The organism is Leisingera sp. S132 (genome assembly GCF_025144465.1).
Lineage (GTDB): Bacteria > Pseudomonadota > Alphaproteobacteria > Rhodobacterales > Rhodobacteraceae > Leisingera.
The window spans coordinates 50,652-69,131 of sequence record NZ_CP083557.1; the positions used below are offsets into that span (position 1 = coordinate 50,652).

The window sequence follows — 18,480 nt, forward strand, 5'->3', positions numbered from 1 at the left end:
ATGTGCGCAAAATGCAATTTAAACATGAGAAGTCAACTGGACACGGTGGGGAGATTTACAAATTATTCACCCTTCCACTCATGGGGACAGGCCGTTATGATCGCCGCAGAATCTGCATAAACAGTTGTGATAAAACATCTATTTTAAAATCGTCTCAGAGAACAGATCTGCCAAAGAGCACGCGCCTCGACGAAAGGGGCCTGGCAGAACGCAATCTATAGGCGTTCATAGAATCCCGGATCCGGTCAGGATCAGCCCGAAAAGCAACAGGAGACAACAATGCCAGCGGCGGCCCGCAAGGGTGACATCGGATCAGGGCACGGCTGCCATTTTCCGCCCTCCCCGGCCACAGGCTGCCCGAAAGATATGTGCTTCGGCGGCTGACGCCGCTGCCACAGCCCCGCCGCGGCATGCGCCTGCAAATGCAAGCGCCGCCGGAAGGCCGAAACACTTGGACGACCAGACGCATTGACCCTGAACAGCCCTGAAACAACGCCCCCTGCAGGACTGCCGTTTAACGGCGGCGACGACGGGGAAAAGACCCAGCCGCCGGTGTCCGCGCTGCGGTTCGGTACGCCTTACGCCCTCTATCAGGGCATGCCACAGCTCAGCCGGCTGATCCAGAACCGGCCGCAAGAGCTGGAGGACGGGCTCGCTTTTCTCATGCGGCTGCGCGCTTCAACCACACCTGAGGATGCCGTGACATTCACCGCCTTTGCTGCCCAACCCAAAATGGCCGTCTGGTGGGCCTACGAGTGCATGCGGCTGGCGGCTGATCCCATAAGCGAGGACGACCGGCGCATGATGGAGCTGGTCGCAACCTGGACAACATACCCGGACGATGAGAACCGGTACCGGGCCGCCAGAATGGCGCTTTACGCCCCGGTGCGCAGCCCGGCGGTGTTCCTGGGGCTTGCGGTTGCCTGGTCCGGCGGCGCCATTGCCCCGAACGATCCCGCGCCGGTTCCGGATCACCGCGCGCCGCGGGCGGTCAATTCCGCGGTGCTGTCCTGCCTGAGCAAGGCCGCCCTGTCGGACCGGCCGGTGCGGCTGGCACGTTTCATCGATCTGGCCGCGCCTCTGTTCCGCACCTACTAAGCGCGCCGGATGCCCGGCAGGCGCGCCTGAAATCAACCGACCCGAACCATGGCCATGATGCTGACATTGAGACTGGAAAACTTCGACCTGCTGGAAAATGGCGGACCGGTCTGGATCACCCTGGACGGCCATGGCGCCAGCGCCGGCCGCAACACGTCGATGGACTGGGTGCTGCCCGACGCCACCCGGCATGTCTCCGGCCATCACTTTGACATCAGCTACCGCGATGGCAGCTATTGGCTGACCGACGTGTCGACCAACGGCACATTCCTTCAAGGCCAGCCCCACCGGCTGCAAGGCCCTGTGCAATTGCGCGGCGGAGAGCGGCTGATCGCCGGCCATTACGTCATTGCCGTGGAAGCCGGCGCCGCAGCCCCCGATGCGCACCCGCAGGCAGGCGAAGAGGCCGACCCCTGGGATCTGGGGGTGCTGGCAGGCGCACCGGTGAATCCGCTGCCGCACCGGACGGCCGGCTCCAGGGCCTTTGACGATGCAGCGCAGCAGTTCCTGCAGTTTGCGCCGCCAGCGCCCGGCCCGGCTCATGCACCGCAGGCCGCAGGGCGGCCGGCAGGTGTTCCGGACGGCTATTCTCCGGTTGCGCCGGTCCCCATGCCATCCCCGGGCTCGCCGGCGCCCGCACCGCCGCTTGCGGTGCCTGCACCGCTGCCCCAGCCCGTTCCCACCGGCGCCCCCGCAGCCGCCCCCGCAGCGGCACCCGGCCCGGACATCCTGCGCGCCTTCTGCGAGGGGGCCGGACTGGATCCCGGTCTCGCGCAGAACGCCGGCCCGGAACACCTGGCCCGCTCATTGGGGCAGGCGCTGCGCGGTTCGGCCGATGAAATCATGCGGATGCTGCAGGACCGGGCCAGCGTCAAACAGTTCACCAAGGGCGGCGAGCGCACCATGCGCAATGCCCAGGGCAACAATCCCCTGAAGTTTCTTCCGGATGCAAACGAGGCGCTGGATGCAATGTTCCTGAACCCGCGTGAAGGCTTCATGGAAGGCCCGGAGAGCTTTGCGGCTGCCCTTGCGGATCTCCGCAGCCACCAGCAGGCAGTGTTTGCAGCCCTGCAGCCAGCGCTTGCTGCCGTCCTGCAGGGCCTCTCGCCAGAAGAGATCGAAGCTGCCGCCGGCGGCTCCCATCTGCTGGGCGGCAGCCGCCGCGGCAAGCTGTGGGAGAGCTATGTGGACCGCTGGGACGAGAAGGCCGCGGAAGCTGAACACGGGATGCTGGACGTCTTTCTGAAAGCCTTTGCGCAGGCCTATCACGATGCCGCGCAGCAAAATGGGAAATTCGACTGAACTGTCACCCTTGACGACATGTTAAAGTTGATTAAGTTCAGCGCAGATTTGAACAAGACAATAACTTCAGGTTGATTTTGGACAGGATTGATTGATGCACAGCAGCGCAATTGCCGCGCCCCTGTCCGATAGCGCCCCTTGCGGGCCGGACCTGAACGCCAGCTTTGACCCGGAGTACGAGGAATACTATTTCGGCGCGGTCGGGCGCCTGCCCGGTTTCTACATGCAGCCCGGTGTCGAGCGCCCTGACGGCAGCCGTTCCCCGGACCGGATTTTCGACCCCAAGGATGTTGACCACCGCGCGGAAAGACAGGCGCTGGATGCGCTTCTGGCGCGCAGCCGGGATCTGCGGCTGCTGGTGCTGCAAGCGCAATGGGATGCGCTGGCCGGGCGCCGCAGCGCGCTGGCCGGCACCATCGAGACCATCGCCGCCCTGCTGGAGCAGTACCCGGCGGAGGCGCATCCGGCCCTGGACGACGGCGGCTCGGAACGGCGGGATGCGATCAACGACCTGAACCAGCCCGTGACCATGGTGCAGCCGCTGATGTTCATGGGGCTGACAGGCACCACCGAAGTCACCCTGCGCAAGATCCGCGCCGCCAGCGGCAGCGCCGCACCGCTGCAGCATGAAGCCGATCTGGAGCTCAAACCGCTTCTGGACACCCTTGCCGCGCCTGCCAATGCCAGCAAGGTCAGCGCCTGCCATCAGGATTTCACCCGCATTTCCAATGCGCTGAACCGGATTGAATTTTCATGCAGGAACAATGAGGAAAGGCCGTTCACTCCCAGCTTCGACCAGTTGCGCGCGGTGGTCTCCGAGATCCTGCAAACGCTCGCCAGGGCCCGCCCGGAGCTGAAGGCCGCGGAGGCGGCCCCCGCTCCGCCCGCAGAGACCGCAGCGGAGCAGCCGGCCAAGCAAGCCCTGCAGCCGCCGCCCGTGCTGGCGGCACCTGAGCAGGCGCCGCCGCAAAGCGCAATCGTCAGCCAGCTCCACGCCCGGCGCACACTTGAGGCCTGTGAACTCTACTACCGCAAGGCCGAACCCTCTTCCGCAGCCTTGCTGCTGGTCACCCAGGCGCGCCTGCTCATCGGCAAGCCGCTGGTGGAGGCGCTGCGTGCTTTGCTTCCGGCCCAGGCCGACACCGCCGTTGTGGATTTCGGCGCGCCGAGCGGGTTTCTGCTGGGCGCCGGACGGCTCGAGGAGCTGAGCAACGCGCTGCCCGAAGGCGCCGGCACGGTGCCGGAGCTGCCCCAGGACCCCGGCCCGGAAACCAGAATCTCAACCGCAGCCCAGGCGGCCCAGGCAATCCGCTCTGTCGAGGAGTTTTTCCGCCGCAAGGAACGGTCCAGCCCGGTTCCTGTCCTGTTGCAGCGGGCGCAAAGTTATCTGGACAAGGACTTTCAATCACTGATTGAAGAACTTATACCGCAAACCAAAACATCTTGAAGTAGCAAAATAGACATTTGATCCGATCGAAGGCCCCGCCCCGTTATTGGCATTCCAGCGTCAGCTGAAAACGCGGGCCCCTTCGATCAGCACGTAACGGGAGTAGCACTCATGGCCTCAGATTCAGGTTCCAGCTTTATCAAACGCAACCGCCCTCCGCGCGTGCAGATCCAGTACGAAGACCCGTTCGACAGCGAGCAGATGATTGAACTGCCCTTTGTCATGGGGGTGATGTCGGATCTGTCGGGCAACAATCCGGGGGTCGAGAAGGACGCGGTCGAGGAGCGCGCCTTTGCCGATGTGACCAAGGACACCATGGATGACTACATGGCGTCGATCCAGCCCGGCATGACTTTCATGGCGGAGAACCGGCTGGGCGGCGGCGGCAACGACAAGATCGGCATCGAGCTCAAGTTCGAAAACATGGGCGATCTGGAACCGGCGGCCATCGCCCGCCAGGTCCCTGCGCTGAAAAAGCTGCTGGAGGCCCGCGAACAGCTGGCCAACCTGCAGCGCTACATGGCCTCCAAGCCCAAGGCTCAGGACCACCTCAGGAAGCTGCTCGACGATCCTGAGCTGATGGCAGCGCTGGCGGAACGCGCAGCACAAGACGAAACCGGCGACGACGCCTGAACGCCGCTTGGGCGATAGACGGGAACGGTGATTACCATGGATAACGAAGCACAGGTACTGGCAGGCGAAGCTCCTGCGGAACTGAATGAGCTGTCGGAGTTTTCCGACATCCTGAAACAGACCATCAAGCCGCGCAGCGACATCGCCGCCCGCGAGGTCGACAACGCGGTGGTGGCGCTGGTGCGCGAAGCGCTGGACGACCAGTCGGTTGTCGCCGATGACGTGATCGACACGGTTGATGCGATGCTGGCGAAGCTGGACAAAAAGCTGTCCGACCAGATGAACGCGATCCTCCACAACGAGGAATTCCAGCAGTTCGAAGCCAGCTGGCGCGGCCTGGCCTACACGCTGAACAACGCCGAAACCGACGCTTCGCTGCGGGTGAAGGTGCTGAACGTCTCCAAGAAAGAGCTGCAGGCGATGATGCGCCGCTTCCCCGGCGCCAAATGGGACAAGTCCCCGCTGTTCAACATCGTCTACGAGCAGAACCTCGGCACCTTGGGCGGCAAACCCTTCGGCTGCCTGATCGGCGACTACCACTTCGACCATTCCTCAGCCGATGTGAACCTCCTGAACTCGATGGGCAAGATCTCCGAGGCGTCGCTCGCGCCCTTCATCTCCGGCGCCTCCCCCAACCTTCTGGGGCTGGACGAATGGAATGAAATCGCAGCGCCGCCGGATCTGTCGGAGATCTTCGAGACCCCGGAATACGCCCAGTGGAACAGCCTGCGCGACAGCGAAAACTCGCGCTTTGTCGCCCTGACCCTGCCCCGCGTGCTGTCGCGTGAGCCTTACAGCCAGAACTCCAATTCGGTGGTTGAGGAGTTCAACTTCGAAGAGGAAACCGATGGCCACGCAGGCAACCAGTACGCCTGGATGAACTCCGCCCATGCGATGGCGGCGAACATCAACCGCGCCTTCAAGGAGCACGGCTGGACCGTCCGCATCCGCGGCGTCACCTCCGGCGGCGAAGTGGCCAACCTGCCGACCCATGTGTTCGACACCGGCGACGGCGCCAAGGATCTGAAGTGCCCGACCGAAGTGTCGATCACCGACCGCCGCGAAGGCGAGCTGAGCAAGGCCGGCCTGATCGGGCTGATCCACCGCCAGCACACCGACAAGGCCGTCTTCATCGGCGCCCAGAGCCTGTACCGGCCGAAAACCTATGTGGATGACCAGGCCACCGCCTCCGACAACATGTCGTCGCGCATCCCCTATATCTTCGCGGTCTCGCGCTTCAGCCATTACCTCAAGGCGATGGTGCGCGACAAAATCGGCCAGAGCCCCGATGTCTCACAGCTGCAGCGCGACCTGCAGGCCTGGGTGAACAAATACGTGGCCGGCAACCCCGAAAGCGCCAGCGAGATGGAAAAAGCCAAGAAGCCGCTGGCTGGCGCCAAGGTCGAAGTTGTCGAGGACGAGCTGAACCCGGGCTACTACCAGGGCAAGTTCTTCCTCAAACCCCATTTTCAGCTGGAAGGCATGGATATCGGCATGAGCCTGGTCTCCAAACTGCCTTCCGGGAAGTAATTCGTTTCCGCTATTTGGAAGCGATGTTTAACGCCTCAAGGAGTTATTCATGGCGATTGATTGTTTTTTGAAACTTGATAATGGCATCGTCGGCGAATGCCAGGACGACAAGCACAAGGACTGGATCGACATCCTGTCCTGGGGCTGGTCGATGTCCCAGTCCGGCACCACCCACATGGGCGGCGGCGGCGGCGGCGGCAAGGTCGACGTCCAGGACATCCAGGTCACCAAATACGTCGACAAGGCGACCCACGACCTGATCAAGCGCTGCTGCTCGGGCGAGCACATCAAGTCCGGCCAGCTGGTGGTGCGCAAATCCGGCGGCACCGCGCCGGTGGATTACCTCAAGATTGATTTCGAGGATGTCCTGATCAGCAACTACCAGACCGGCGGCAGCAAGGACGGCCTGGACCGGGTCCAGGAAACCCTGACCCTGAACTTCCGCCGCTTCCAGGTGACCTACACCTTCCAGGAACAGACCGGCGCCGCAGGCCCGGAAAGCCAGGCAGGCTGGGAAATCGCGGAAAACCGCGAGTGGGCCAAGTAAGCCCGGACCAGACCGGTCCCAAACAAAGGATCCCCGGGCAAAGGCTTGCCCGGGAATTCAGCTGGCGGCCTGCCTCCCCTTGCGGCCGCCAGCGTCTTGCAACGTTTCCAGATTTCAGGTGCAGCCATGCCGCGGGGTGACGCCGACAATTCCGATACCGCCCGCCGCCCCTGGCAATCCGGCAGAAAGGCCAAGACCTCGCTGCTGCAGGTCTTCCGCACCGCCCACCTGGAACATGATGCCCGCCGCAACCGCGGCAAGGCCGGCGACGGCACCGCGCAGCTGACCAAGGCCCGCAAGCAGCGCCGCTTCGGCGTATCCGAAAGTGAGCTGCGCGCCCACCTCGAGGCCGATCTGGCGGCGCTGTTGAACACAACCCACCTGGAATCTGCCATCCCCCTGGACGACGTGCCGCATGTGGCCGGTTCCATCGTGAACTACGGCTTCCGCGATCTCAGCAGCCTGGGCGCGCGTGAGCTGAACACCCCCGCCGTGGTCGAAACCCTGCGCCAGTCGCTGCTGCGGTTCGAACCCCGTCTCATCCCCGCCAGTCTGGATGTGCAGATCCGCGACGGTGACGGCCGCAAACACCACCTGGCTGTGGTGGTGTCAGCCGAACTGATGGGCGATCCCGTCGACGTGCCGCTCGATTTTGATGCCGAGGTTGATCTTGGCGCGGGCAAGATGACTCTGTCCAAGCTGCGGATGACAGCATGAAACGGGCCCTGCGTGACGCCTACAACCAGGAACTCGGGCTGCTCAAGGAACGCGCGGCGGAGTTCGCTGCGGAATATCCCGGCCTTGCCGACCGGCTGGGCGGGCTGCTGGAGGAAAACCTCGACCCTGCAGTGGCGGGCCTTCTGGAAGGCAGCGCCTTTTTGTCTGCCCGCGTCCAGGTCCGGATGGACGAGGAATACCAGACCTTCACCCGCGAGCTGCTGGAGCAGATTTTTCCCGATGCGCTGGCCCCCACGCCCAGCGTCATGCTGGCCCAGGCCCATGTGCCCGTGGACAGCCCCGACATCGAAAACGGCCTGCATTTCCAGCCCGGCAGCTATATGGACGCGCGTTTCCTGGATGCCCAGCAGCGGGTGTCCTGCCGGTTCGCCCTGGCGGCGCCCCTTTCGGTCTGGCCGGTCGCTGTCAGCCAGGCCGCCTACCACGCCAGCGCCGGGCCAATTGGCGCGCTTGGGCAGGAGATCGCCGGCGGCACCAAGGCCGGGCTGGTTGCGGAACTCACCCGGCTGGGCGGCGAGGACACCGGCAGCGACAGCCTCCGCACTCTGGCAATGGACAGCCTGACCCTGCATTTCACCGCCCCGATGGACCAGGCTGCAGCGCTTTTTGAGCAGGTCTTCTGCAACTGCACCCGCATCTCGCTGCGCTGGCTCAATGCGCAGGGCGATCCGGTCTTTGCCCGCCTGTCCCCAAGCCAGCTGCACACGATCGGCTTCGACCCTGATGAGCGGCTGTTTGCACATCAGAAACGCCTGTTCGGCGGCTTTGCCCGCCTGCGCGAATTCTTCGTCTTCCCGCGCAAATTCCTCGGCCTGCGCCTCAGCGGCCTGCAGGATGTGCTGCCCCATGTGCGCGGCAGCAAACTGCAGATCATCTTTGAGTTCAGCACCCCCCGCCAGCGGCTTGCAACCGCGATGGAGCCGCATCATCTGGCCGTGAACGCCGCCCCGGCAGTGAACCTGTTCGAGGAAATGTCCAGCCAGCTGCATCTCGACCGCAAGCGGCATGAATACGCGGTTGTGCCGAATTCCAGCCCTGTCACCCACTACGAGGTGCATCACGTCAGCCAGGCCTGGGCCCATTACAGCGACCGCAAGGGCAAGACCGAGGTGCACCCGCTCTATGCGCTGCCGCCCGAAGGCAAGGACCCGCGCCAGACACTCTATTACACCACCCGCCGCAAACCGCGCCGCCAGACACTGAACGAGCAGCGCAACGGCGCACCGCGCAACAGCTACCGCGGCACCGAGACCTTCCTCAGCTTCTATCAGCCCGAAGGCCACGACACCCTGAACCGGCTGCAGGTCAAACTGCTCTGCTCCAACCGGCATCTGACCGAATACCTGCCGATCGCAGGCAGCACCGATGCCTTCCAGCTGAGCGACGACCTGTCGGTGTCGCTGGCCTGCCTGGCCGGGCCCACACCGCCGCTCGACAGTCTGGCGGACAGGGAAACCGCGGCCAGCCACCGGGCCGGCGCGGGCGACACCTACTGGCGGCTGATCTCCTACCTGTCGCTGGGCACCCACGGGCTGCAAAGCCCCGACGGCGACGGCTCCGCCGCGGCGCTGCGCGAGATGCTGTCCCTGTTTGCCGACCTGTCGGACTCTGTCAGCGAGGCCCAGATCAGCGGCATCCGGCGGCTCGACTGCACCCCGGTCACCCGCACTGTCACGGCGCCGGACGGCTATTACACCGCCCGCGGCATAGAAGTGCGCGTCACCTTCGACGAAACCGAGTTCGAAAGCACCGGCATCGTGCCGCTCGGCGCGGTGCTGGACCGTTTCTTCGCGGAATACACCGCCGTCAACAGCTTTACCCAGACCGTGATCGTCAGCCAGCAGCGCGGCGAGATCGCCCGCTTCGCGCCCTGCTCCGGCACCGGAGCGCTGCTATGAACGAAATCCAGCCCGTTTCCCAGGCGGCCGAAACCCTGACCCGGCGGGAACAGCAGCAGCAGGCGGCCTCAGGCGCCGGCCTCTTTGCCCTGCTGCGCGAACTGGAACGCCGGGCCGGCACCGCCGGCAAGCCCCGCATCGGCAGAAACAGCCGTCTGCGCGATGCCATCGTGCACTTGGGGCAGGATCCGGCACTGGCCTTTCCCGGGCGCGATCTGGCGCGGGTGGACCTGACCGGCAGCACGCCCCGCCTGCGCGCCCAGTTCATGGGGCTGTTCGGCGCATTCGGTGCGCTGCCTCTCAACTGGACAGAAGAGGTGGAATCCTGGTTCGCCGCCGGTGATGAAAGCTTTGTCGCCTTCTGCGACATCTTCACCGCCCGCTTTCAGGAGCTGTTCTTCCGGGCCTGGTCCGATGCCAAGGCGATCACCCAGTTCGACCATCAGGACGGCGACCGGTTCCAGGCCTATATCCTGTCGCTGCTCGGCTGCGGCACCCCGGCCCTGCGCGGCACCCCAAGCCTCAGCGACATGGCGAAACTGCAGCTGGCGCCGCTGGCCGCTGGCCGCGTCAAAAGCCCGGTGCGCCTGCGCCAGATGCTGGAGCTGCATTTTGCAGACCGCGCCGCCTTCCGCATCGAGGAGCACGTGCCCTGCTGGCTTGACCTGGAACCGGACGCGCTGTGCCTTCTGGGCGAACAGGGATGCACCCTGGGTGAAAACGTCTTCCTCGGCGGACATGTGCAATCCCTCAGCGCCAAGATCCGCATTCATGTGACCGTCAGCGGACCGGCCTCCTACCAGCGTTTCCTGCCCGGCGGCCCGGATCACGCCAGCCTGCGCGGCATTGTGTTCTGGTACCTCGGCCAGTCGGTTGAGGTCGAGACCGCGCTCTGGATGCCGGAGCCGGAGATCCGCACCGCGGTGCTGGGTCAAAGCACCCAGGTCGGCTGGCTGGCCTGCGTCGGCCCGGCAGATCAGGCCGCCGCCGCCGGCATCCCGCGCCGCAACGGCCACCTGCTGGTCAGCCGCTACCCGCTGTTCCCAGCGCCCCATTCAGAAACCGTATTTGAAAGCCAGGCCGCCTGACCCGCAGCCGCCCGTATTTGAGGCAGACCGAGATGACTGAAATCACCATTGAAAAATACGCGGGCAAGATGAACCGCGCAGGCTATGACGCCTTCCTGCAAGGCATGCGCCAGGCCCGCAGCGCCCGCAACCGCTATGTCGACCTCAGCCACTGGCTGTTCCATTCCGTCTCCAACCAGAACGCCGACATCTCCGTCACACTGCGCCAGCTGGGCCTCGACCGCACCCGGATGCTCAAGGATCTGTCAGCGGCCATGGACCGGCTCGACAAGAACGTGACCGAAACCCCGGGCATCAGCGATCACCTGTCGGACGCGCTGAACCACGCCTGGACCTATGCCACGCTGTTCTTCGGCGAGGCGCAGATCCGCACCGGCCATGTGCTGACCGCGCTCCTGAACGACCCAGCCCTGCGCCGCCAGCTGCTGCGCTATTCGCCGGTGTTCGAAAGCATCTCTGCCGAGCAGCTGGGCCAGGACAGCCGCACGCTGTGGGCCGGCAGCGAAGAGGAGGCCATGCGCCCGATGGACGGCGCCAATCTCTCCGCCGGGGATGAAACCGCCGGCGGCAGCCCGGCCAAGGGCGGCAGCACCGCATTGGACCGCTTTGCCAAGGACATGACCGCCGCCGCCGCAGACATGGACCCGGTCAAGGGCCGCGACGAGGAAATCCGCCAGCTGACCGACGTGCTGCTGCGCCGCCGCCAGAACAACCCGATCCTGACCGGCGAGGCAGGCGTCGGTAAAACCGCCGTGGTCGAAGGCTTTGCCCAGCTGCTGGCTGCAAACGACGTGCCGCCCAAGCTGCAGGGCACCCGCCTCTATGAACTCGACATCCAGTCGATGCAGGCCGGCGCCTCGATCAAGGGCGAGTTTGAACAGCGCCTGAAATCGGTGATCGACGAGGTGCAATCCAGCTCCGAGCCGATCATCCTGTTCATCGACGAGGCCCACACCCTGATCGGCGCAGGCGGCCAGGCAGGCACCGGCGACGCTGCCAACCTGCTGAAACCGGCGCTGGCGCGCGGCACCCTGCGCACCATCGCCGCCACCACCTGGAGCGAATACCGCCAGCACATCGAAAAAGACCCGGCCCTGACCCGCCGCTTCCAGCCGGTCAATGTGGATGAACCCTCGGTCGGGACCTGCTGCGACATGCTGCGCGGCATTCTGGAGCCAATGCAAAGGCACCACAACGTGCGGATTTCGGACGAGGCCATCGTCAGCGCCGTCACCCTGTCGCACCGCTATATCCCGGCGCGGCAACTGCCGGACAAGGCGGTCTCGCTCCTGGACACCGCCTGCGCCCGCGTCGCCATCAGCCAATCCGCCGTCCCCGCCCGCATCATGGACACCAAGGCCCGCATCAGCGCGCTGGAGGCTGAGCTGGCAGGCAAGACCGCCGCCCGCGACCTCGGCGAAGCGGATGCGGAGCGCGAGGACGACATCCGCGCTGAGATCGAAACGCTTAACAGCAGCCTTAAAGACCTGCAGTCCGGCTACACCCGCGAAAAAGAGATTGTGGATCAGGTGCTTGCCCTGCGCGCCGCGCTGCAAACAGCAGACCCGGTCAGCGGCGAAACAGCCTCCCAGGAAACGTTGCGCAGCGAAATGCACGCCCATATGGCCGAACTCGACGCCGCCAGCCCCGACGACCGCATGGTCTATGCCCATGTGGATGCGCAGGCGGTGGCCTCCGTGATCTCCGACTGGACCGGCATCCCCGCAGGCCGCATGGTCCAGGATGAGCTGGAGGCGGTGCTGACCCTGTCGGACACGCTGCGCGAACGGGTGATCGGTCAGGACCACGGGCTGCGCACCATCGCCAAACGGATCGAGATCAGCCGCGCAGGGCTGGCCAACCCCAACAAGCCGATCGGCGTCTTCATGTTCTGCGGCCCCTCCGGCACCGGCAAGACAGAAACCGCGCTGGCGCTGGCCGAACAGCTCTATGGCGGCGAGCAGAACGTCATCACCATCAACATGAGCGAATTTCAGGAGGCCCATACCGTCTCGCTGCTGAAGGGCGCGCCTCCCGGCTATGTCGGCTACGGCGAGGGCGGCCGCCTGACCGAAGCGGTGCGCCGCAAACCCTATTCCGTGGTGCTGCTGGACGAGGTTGAGAAAGCCCACCCCGACGTGCATGAACTGTTCTTCCAGGTCTTCGACAAGGGTGTGATGGAAGACGGCAACGGCCGCCTGATCAACTTCAAGAACACGCTGATCCTGCTCACCTCCAACGTCGGCACCGATGTGATCATGGAGATGGCAGGCAACGCGGACAGCCAGCCCGATCCCGAACAGCTGGACCTCGCCCTGAAACCCAGCCTGCTGGAGGTCTTCCCCCCGGCCCTCTTGGGGCGGATCGTGACGATCCCCTATTTCCCGCTCAGCCGCGACGTCCTGGGCGGCATCACCCGTCTGAAACTCGCCGCCGTGGCCGAGCGGCTCAAGGGCGCCCATGGCACCAGTCTGACCTATGGCCAGGACGTGCTCGACCATATCACCGCCCAATGCAACGACCCCGACAGCGGCGGCCGGATGATCGACAACATCATCACCAATTCGATCCTGCCCGACCTCAGCCGCAAATTGCTGCAGGCGCTCAGCTCCGGCGAAGAAATCCGCAGCGTCAGCGTCACCGCCACCCCGGACGGCTTTGAATACGCACTATCCTGATTTTGAACCGCAATCCCTTTGTTGAGAGAGTACAATGGCAGAAAATCTGGCCACCGGCCGCTGCACCGTCACCACTGACAGCCGCAAGATCACTATCGAGGAAACCCTGCTTTACGTGGCCGAGATCAACGACGAACTGGCCCAGGCCACCGGCGTCGATCTGGTCAGCGCCGCCACCGCGGGCATCGACAGCGCCGGTGCCGTCAGCATCGTGCGCCGCCTCGGGCTGACGGGCCGGGCCTATATCAAACATGTGAACGGCAAGGATTACATCATCATCAAAGGCCACCCCGGCCAGCGCGCCACCCTGCAGGGCACCCGCTACCTCGCCAGCAATCCCAAGGTCGCCAAACTGGTGCTCAGCGGCAAGGATCTGGCCAGGGGCGCCGCCAAGATGACCGGTATCGCCATTGTCGCCTTCACCGCGCTGCGGGTGGTGGAGCATGTGTTTGCCGACAATGATCCGCGGCTGACCCAGCTGATCGGCACCGTGGCATCAGATGTGACCAAATTCGCCATCGCTGCGGGTGCCGGCTATCTGGCGGGTGTGGCCGTGGGCACCCTCACCACCATCGCCGCCGGCCCGGTGATCGCAGCGATTGCCGTCGGCATCGGCATGTCGATCCTGCTGGACCGGGTGGACCGCAAGTTCGGCCTGACGGAAACCCTGGTCCGCGCTATCGAGGACACGGTGGATTCCTTTGAAAACCCGCTGCGCAAACTGGCCCGCCAGATCAACGCCTGGGAGCGGCACCTCGTCAACCAGGCCCTGCGCAACGCGCTGCCGCACTGATGCCAAGGGCCGCAGCCATCGCCATTCTGGGCGGGTTTTCCCTGCTCGGCCTGCTGGCGGCAGGCTGGGGGCTGTCGGATATCTCCGCAGCCCTCGCCGCCATGCGGGGCTGCGCCGCCGAAGCGGTGATCGACAACAGCGCCTTCTGGTTCCTCGGGCTGGCCGTGCTGCCCCTGTTCCTGCTGCTCGCCCCCCTGCACCACCGCTGGCACGCCGGTCTGCTGGGGGCCATCACCGCGCTGTTCCTGCTGCTTCCTGCCGGGGGCTTTGCGCTTTTCAAGCACACGGCAGCAGCGGCGGGCTATGTCTTCACCCCGGATCTCAGCCTGTTCGGCCTGCGCGACTTCTCCGCCCCCCGCCCGCAGCCCTGCAGCGGCTGAGCCCTTACAGCCCGCTCAGCACCGCATCAATCTGCGCCTTGTAGGCCAGCACATCGGCGGGAACCGCAGCCGCCTTGCCCCGCCCCTGCATCTTGCGGTCTGCCCAGGCCAGAAGATCCGCGATCCGCTTGCCCTCCAGGAACGGATTGGCAGCCACCACTGCCGCGCCCATGACGTCGCCGACACCCAGTGCAGGATCACTGGACAGGGCCCGGTGCGCCCCCTCCGCCCCCAGGAAATGCGCCAGATACAGGCGCCCGGCGCTGGTCTGATGCCCCCGCGCCTGCAGGTATTCCTCGTTTTCCCGTGCCAGGTTGCGCACCATTTCCCGGCTGAGATCCGGGTCCAGCCGCAGCGCCAGCAGCTCTGCCCGCGCCAGGCCCTGCGCCAGCTCCGGGCGGTAACTGCGCATCATCCGCAGCCAGGTGCCCTCGATGAACTGGCCCAGCCCGGTGGCCGTGGACAACGGGTTCTTGGCATCGGCCCGACCGGCGCTTTCCACCTGCACGATCCGGCCAACCAGCGCGTCCACCGCCTCCATGCCCGCGGCGCCGCCGCCTGCGGCAAAGCTGAAGCAGCCAAAACCGCTGTCCGGCCCGGACCGTGCCATAACATAACAGCGCATCTGCCCCGACGGGCCGCCGATACCGGCAAACAGAACCTGGCCGGCCCCCTGCCCGTCCGGGCCGGGGTTGGCAGCAAGCAGCAGCGTCAGCCGGTCTTCACCGGAGACCGGGCGCTCCAGGTCAAAACGCCTGGACAGCATCACGATCAGCTCACCCGCCAGATCGGTGGCCAGCCCGTTGCGCAGGGCCGTGGAGTAAAGCGCATCCAGCAGCCGCGGCTGCTGGCCCGGGCCCGCTTGCAAAGGCTTGCGGCCCGACATCTGAAGCAAATCCTCCCCGGCCCAGGGATCTGCCGCGGCCTGAAACCGGCCCGGGCCGGTTTGCGCCATGCTGGCGAGGTAGCGCTGCGGCCCGTACAGCGACAGTTGCAGCAGCTGCCGCCCCGCTTGCCCGAACGGCCTCGGCCGCCAGCGCAGCGCCACCAGGCTGCCCGGCGCCAGCGCGCCATCGAGCTTCAGCAGCCGCTGCGCCGCCGCGCCGATCTCCTCCGCCTCCTGCCGGGTGAAGCCGTGATCCTCCAAGAGACCGCTCAGGGTCTGGGACGCAGACAGGCGCAGCACCGTTTCCCTGAACAGGTACACGCGCGCCTGCGCCGCGCTGACCACGGCGGCGCTGGCGGCCTCCCGAAGCCCGGCCAAGGCCTCTCGGGCTGTCCCCGGCTCTTCCGCCGCAGGCAGCGCCCGCCGCCGATGGGCCTGGAACAGGGCAAAGTCATCGCGCGCCGAAGGCAGATGCACCATCAGCTGCTGCCCGGCAGCAAACAGGTCATCCTGAACAACCGACAACCGGGCGGGGCCGGGCGGACCTGCACGCCCTGGCAGAAAACCCGGCGGCCCCGGCAGCGGCCGGCGGCGGCCGCCCTGGCCCTCCTCCTTGAGCCGCAGCAGCATCGGTGCGCGGCGCAGGTTCAGCATCGCCCGGTTTTGCGCCTGCCGCCGCGCCGGTTCTGCAGCGGCTGCTTCGCTCTGCGGCATCATGGTCAGGCTGGCGTCCGATTCTATTCCGCGGTTTTGCGCCCAGAACACAGCCGCCGCGGCCACAGCCGCCAGCACAGCACCGCCCGCGCTCAGCCGGGCCGCCAGCCGCCGCCGCCGTCTGGCCGCAGCCTTGGCTTTGGCCCTGTGAAAGACAGGATCAACCGGGATACCCATTGCCGCCTGCCTAGCGGAACACGCCGCCCAGGGCAGACCCGGGCGTGATGGTCTGGGCCGGCTGGCGTGACGGCGCCTGCGCAGGCGCTGCCCGCCGGGCTTGGGTCTGCCGGCTGCCGCCGCTAATTGCGTTTGCGCGCGGGGCGGCGGCCACCGGGCGGGCGCAGGCGGCGTCATCCCGGCTGATAATCAGGCGGAACAGCTCTGCCGTCGCCTCCAGACTGGCCGGGCTGCCGCCGCCTGCGGCCTCGAAATACCGGCGTGCCGCGGCCTGCGAGCCGCGCCCCCAATCGCCGTCAATCCGGCTGGTGTAACACCCCATGCGGGCCAGTTCGCTCTGCAGGGCCTGCGGCAGCAGCGGCGCCGGCGGATCAAACGCCCCGGCAGCAACCAGACTGGCGAACAAATCCGGATCTCCGCTGCGCAGACGCTGCCGCGCAGCCAGGTTGTCATAGGCAATTTCACTGCCCTGCAGGTCCGCCGGGTCCTGCGCCGCCGCGAAATCCGCACCGCCCGCTCCCCCGATCACGCCGACGATGACTGAGGGCTGCGGCAACCCCTCCGCCCGCGGCAGCGCGGCAAGCTGCGGCGCCGGGAGTGCCAGGGCCGCACCGCCCCCCCGCAGGCCGTTTGCCGGCACGGAAACAGGCCGGACCGCGGCAACCGGCCGGTTCGGCGCCTGCGCCCGGGCGGGAATCAGCCGGACCGTATCCGCCACCGGAACCTGCGCGCGCCGGGCCGGGGCCGCGACCGCCTTCGCACCGCCCAGGCCCGCCAGCACCTCCCCGGAACCGTTTCGCACAAACGCCTGCAAAGCACCCGCGGCGGCAGCGCCCTGCGCCTTGGCTGCCGTCTTCATCGCGTCACTCAGCCGCCCGCCAGCAGCCGCCCCGGGGCAGGCTTCGCCCGCCCCCGCACTGGCGGCCAGCGTCAGCGTGACCCCCGCCTTTGCAGCTTCGACAGACAGATCCGGCAGCGCCGCAGCCTCCCGTGCGGTGCCTGCGCAATTCTCGACCAGCAGCAGCAGATGCGACAGCCCCGCAGCCGCCAGCGGCTCAAGCCGGGCAGCCAGCGCCAGACCGTGCCCGTCCGAAATCAGGCCGCCATCCGGCTGCACCGGGCCCGCATAGTACAGCACCAGCCGCCCGGCTCCCTGCAGCCCGTCCAGCGCCTCCACCGCATCCGCATGCGCTGCATTGCGCAGCAGAACCGGCGCTGCGCCGCTCCAGCCGCGAAGAGCTTCGGCTGCATAATAAGCGTCGGCAAAGGCCCGTGCCGCACCGCCGCCAGTGTCTCCGATCGCCAGCCCGCGCCAGTCTTGCGCCGCGGCTGCACCGCAACCAAGACCAGCAGCCGCAATCAGGGCCAGGGCGGCCCGCCGGGCCAGGGAATAAGGAACAGGCTGCAATACTTTCAACCTAAACGCGGAGATCAATACCGGCTTCATACCCTAAAGGGAGAGCGCTTTGGAGCAGAATATCCGCTTATTGCGCCCCAGAGCGCAGGAAAAATGTCCAGCTGTCCGCCTGCTGCGTGTCCACTTCATGAAACCGCGCACCGGTGTAGCCCCGGACCAGGCAATCCGACTCCCCGCGGATCCGGAACCGCCCGGCATCCACACACATGGGGGCCGCGCCCTCCAGCAGCACCCGCCCGAACACGTCTTTTGCAAACACATAGACATACCGCGACCGCAACTTATGGCTGATCAGATCAGCGCATTGGCTTGGGCCGACAACCCACCAGCCCAGGGTTTCAAAAACATCCCCCTCAGAGACGCCAACCGCCAGATTGGCAACATCCAAGGTCTGATTGCAGACAGTGAACGCCGCCCTGGCTGGGCGCACGGCGATCAGGCTGACGGCAAGGCAGGCAAACAGGATAAGGCGCATCATTATAGGATTGCTGGAATTTTTCCGTTCCCCCTACAGTAATCCCATCCGCGTGGCAGCGAAAGTGAGATAAACGCAACATTTTCCAGCCCGGACCGGAGGCCAAGGGCAGAATCCGCTGGCGCTGCACGGCAGCATGCCTAAAAGTGGCCGCCATGGTACGGTATTTCGCGATAGGCGCAGGCCTTGTTTGTCTTTCAGTTGCCGCAGGGGTTGCATTGGTGCTCGGCCACGATGCGGCCTCCGGACAGCGGCGCCTGGCCTCCCTGGCGCCAGCGGTGCAGCCTGCACCTGCTGTGCGGCGTGACGCCAAGGCCGCGGCGGCTTTGCCCGGCACCCTGGCCAAACCGGTTTCCGTGCAGGCGGTGCAGCCCGCCGCCAGTGAACCCGCGGCGCCGTCAAGCTGCTGCGCTGAACGTCCTGGGCAGCAGGCCTCCGGGACAGTTCCGCAGCACCGGGAAACGGCAGCACCCGCGCCCCGTCCGTCTGCCCAACCCCCGCACCCGCAGCCTGTGCACAGACAAGCGCAAGCCGCAAAACCCTATGCCACCACCGTGGCCGGGGCCCGGCCGGCAGCGGTTTCACTGCCGCCGCAGCTCCAGCGCCGGGACGCGCAGTCCGCACTTCCGGGGTTCTTCATCGGGGTCTTCCGCTAACTCGGCCATTACGGGTTTTTTCC

The 18,480-nt window shown here is 66.0% G+C and carries 15 protein-coding genes; 12 read left to right on the plus strand and 3 right to left on the minus strand.

The window, feature by feature from the left end; all coding sequences use genetic code 11:
* Positions 1-468: 468 nt before the first annotated feature.
* From K3725_RS21240 to K3725_RS21295, 12 genes are all read left to right on the plus strand, one after another.
* The gene (locus K3725_RS21240; RefSeq protein WP_260019020.1) at positions 469-1,098 is read left to right on the plus strand and encodes a DUF6931 family protein; all 630 of its coding nucleotides are present in this window, start codon (positions 469-471) and stop codon (positions 1,096-1,098) included.
* 54 nt (positions 1,099-1,152) lie between these two features.
* Positions 1,153-2,400: a type VI secretion system-associated FHA domain protein TagH gene (tagH, locus tag K3725_RS21245; RefSeq protein ID WP_260019021.1), complete on the plus strand. Its 1,248-nt coding sequence runs from the start codon at positions 1,153-1,155 to the stop codon at positions 2,398-2,400.
* Between the two features lie 94 nt (positions 2,401-2,494).
* The gene (locus K3725_RS21250; protein ID WP_260019022.1) at positions 2,495-3,847 is read left to right on the plus strand and encodes an ImpA family type VI secretion system protein; all 1,353 of its coding nucleotides are present in this window, start codon (positions 2,495-2,497) and stop codon (positions 3,845-3,847) included.
* Positions 3,848-3,958: 111 nt separating this feature from the next.
* Positions 3,959-4,480 (plus strand): type VI secretion system contractile sheath small subunit, encoded by a 522-nt coding sequence (gene tssB, locus K3725_RS21255; protein WP_260019023.1) that lies wholly within the window; start codon positions 3,959-3,961, stop codon positions 4,478-4,480.
* Between the two features lie 36 nt (positions 4,481-4,516).
* Entirely contained in the window at positions 4,517-6,010 is a 1,494-nt protein-coding gene (tssC, locus tag K3725_RS21260) for a type VI secretion system contractile sheath large subunit (RefSeq protein WP_260019024.1), read from the plus strand.
* Positions 6,011-6,059: 49 nt separating this feature from the next.
* Positions 6,060-6,557, plus strand: a complete 498-nt coding sequence (locus tag K3725_RS21265; protein WP_039186972.1) for a type VI secretion system tube protein Hcp — start codon at positions 6,060-6,062, stop codon at positions 6,555-6,557.
* A gap of 126 nt (positions 6,558-6,683) precedes the next feature.
* The gene (tssE, locus tag K3725_RS21270; protein ID WP_260019025.1) at positions 6,684-7,274 is read left to right on the plus strand and encodes a type VI secretion system baseplate subunit TssE; all 591 of its coding nucleotides are present in this window, start codon (positions 6,684-6,686) and stop codon (positions 7,272-7,274) included.
* Complete coding sequence (gene tssF / locus K3725_RS21275) at positions 7,271-9,193, plus strand: type VI secretion system baseplate subunit TssF (protein ID WP_260019026.1); 1,923 nt, start codon at positions 7,271-7,273, stop codon at positions 9,191-9,193. Before tssE ends, tssF begins: the two co-directional genes overlap by 4 nt.
* Positions 9,190-10,281: a type VI secretion system baseplate subunit TssG gene (gene tssG / locus K3725_RS21280; RefSeq protein ID WP_260019027.1), complete on the plus strand. Its 1,092-nt coding sequence runs from the start codon at positions 9,190-9,192 to the stop codon at positions 10,279-10,281. The genes tssF and tssG overlap by 4 nt, the downstream gene beginning before the upstream one ends.
* A 32-nt stretch (positions 10,282-10,313) precedes the next feature.
* Positions 10,314-12,959, plus strand: coding sequence for a type VI secretion system ATPase TssH (tssH, locus tag K3725_RS21285; RefSeq protein WP_260019028.1), 2,646 nt, complete (start codon positions 10,314-10,316; stop codon positions 12,957-12,959).
* A 34-nt stretch (positions 12,960-12,993) separates the two neighbouring features.
* On the plus strand, positions 12,994-13,752 hold the full coding sequence (locus tag K3725_RS21290; RefSeq protein WP_260019029.1) for a hypothetical protein: 759 nt from the start codon (positions 12,994-12,996) through the stop codon (positions 13,750-13,752).
* Positions 13,752-14,132, plus strand: coding sequence for a hypothetical protein (locus K3725_RS21295; protein WP_260019030.1), 381 nt, complete (start codon positions 13,752-13,754; stop codon positions 14,130-14,132). Before K3725_RS21290 ends, K3725_RS21295 begins: the two co-directional genes overlap by 1 nt.
* Positions 14,133-14,136: 4 nt before the next feature.
* On the opposite strand, the gene K3725_RS21300 is transcribed toward K3725_RS21295, so the two are convergent.
* The 3 genes from K3725_RS21300 to K3725_RS21310 all read right to left on the minus strand — a co-directional run bounded on the left by K3725_RS21300 (position 14,137) and on the right by K3725_RS21310 (position 17,804).
* Positions 14,137-15,909 carry a hypothetical protein gene (locus K3725_RS21300; RefSeq protein WP_260019031.1) on the minus strand — a complete coding sequence of 591 codons (1,773 nt, stop codon included), beginning with the start codon at positions 15,907-15,909 and terminating at the stop codon, positions 14,137-14,139.
* A 10-nt stretch (positions 15,910-15,919) separates the two neighbouring features.
* Positions 15,920-17,317, minus strand: coding sequence for a hypothetical protein (locus tag K3725_RS21305; protein WP_260019032.1), 1,398 nt, complete (start codon positions 17,315-17,317; stop codon positions 15,920-15,922).
* 76 nt (positions 17,318-17,393) lie between these two features.
* Entirely contained in the window at positions 17,394-17,804 is a 411-nt protein-coding gene (locus tag K3725_RS21310) for a DUF1036 domain-containing protein (protein ID WP_260019033.1), read from the minus strand.
* Positions 17,805-18,480: the final 676 nt, after the last annotated feature.

Coding starts and splice junctions, on each gene's coding strand:
- K3725_RS21300 (WP_260019031.1), bottom strand. CDS start 15,909: ATGGGTATCCCGGTTGATCCTGTCTTTCACAGGGCCAAAGCCAAGGCT.
- tssH (WP_260019028.1), top strand. CDS start 10,314: ATGACTGAAATCACCATTGAAAAATACGCGGGCAAGATGAACCGCGCA.
- K3725_RS21290 (WP_260019029.1), top strand. CDS start 12,994: ATGGCAGAAAATCTGGCCACCGGCCGCTGCACCGTCACCACTGACAGC.
- K3725_RS21265 (WP_039186972.1), top strand. CDS start 6,060: ATGGCGATTGATTGTTTTTTGAAACTTGATAATGGCATCGTCGGCGAA.
- tssC (WP_260019024.1), top strand. CDS start 4,517: ATGGATAACGAAGCACAGGTACTGGCAGGCGAAGCTCCTGCGGAACTG.
- tssB (WP_260019023.1), top strand. CDS start 3,959: ATGGCCTCAGATTCAGGTTCCAGCTTTATCAAACGCAACCGCCCTCCG.
- K3725_RS21295 (WP_260019030.1), top strand. CDS start 13,752: ATGCCAAGGGCCGCAGCCATCGCCATTCTGGGCGGGTTTTCCCTGCTC.
- tssF (WP_260019026.1), top strand. CDS start 7,271: ATGAAACGGGCCCTGCGTGACGCCTACAACCAGGAACTCGGGCTGCTC.
- tssG (WP_260019027.1), top strand. CDS start 9,190: ATGAACGAAATCCAGCCCGTTTCCCAGGCGGCCGAAACCCTGACCCGG.
- tssE (WP_260019025.1), top strand. CDS start 6,684: ATGCCGCGGGGTGACGCCGACAATTCCGATACCGCCCGCCGCCCCTGG.
- K3725_RS21310 (WP_260019033.1), bottom strand. CDS start 17,804: ATGATGCGCCTTATCCTGTTTGCCTGCCTTGCCGTCAGCCTGATCGCC.
- tagH (WP_260019021.1), top strand. CDS start 1,153: ATGATGCTGACATTGAGACTGGAAAACTTCGACCTGCTGGAAAATGGC.
- K3725_RS21250 (WP_260019022.1), top strand. CDS start 2,495: ATGCACAGCAGCGCAATTGCCGCGCCCCTGTCCGATAGCGCCCCTTGC.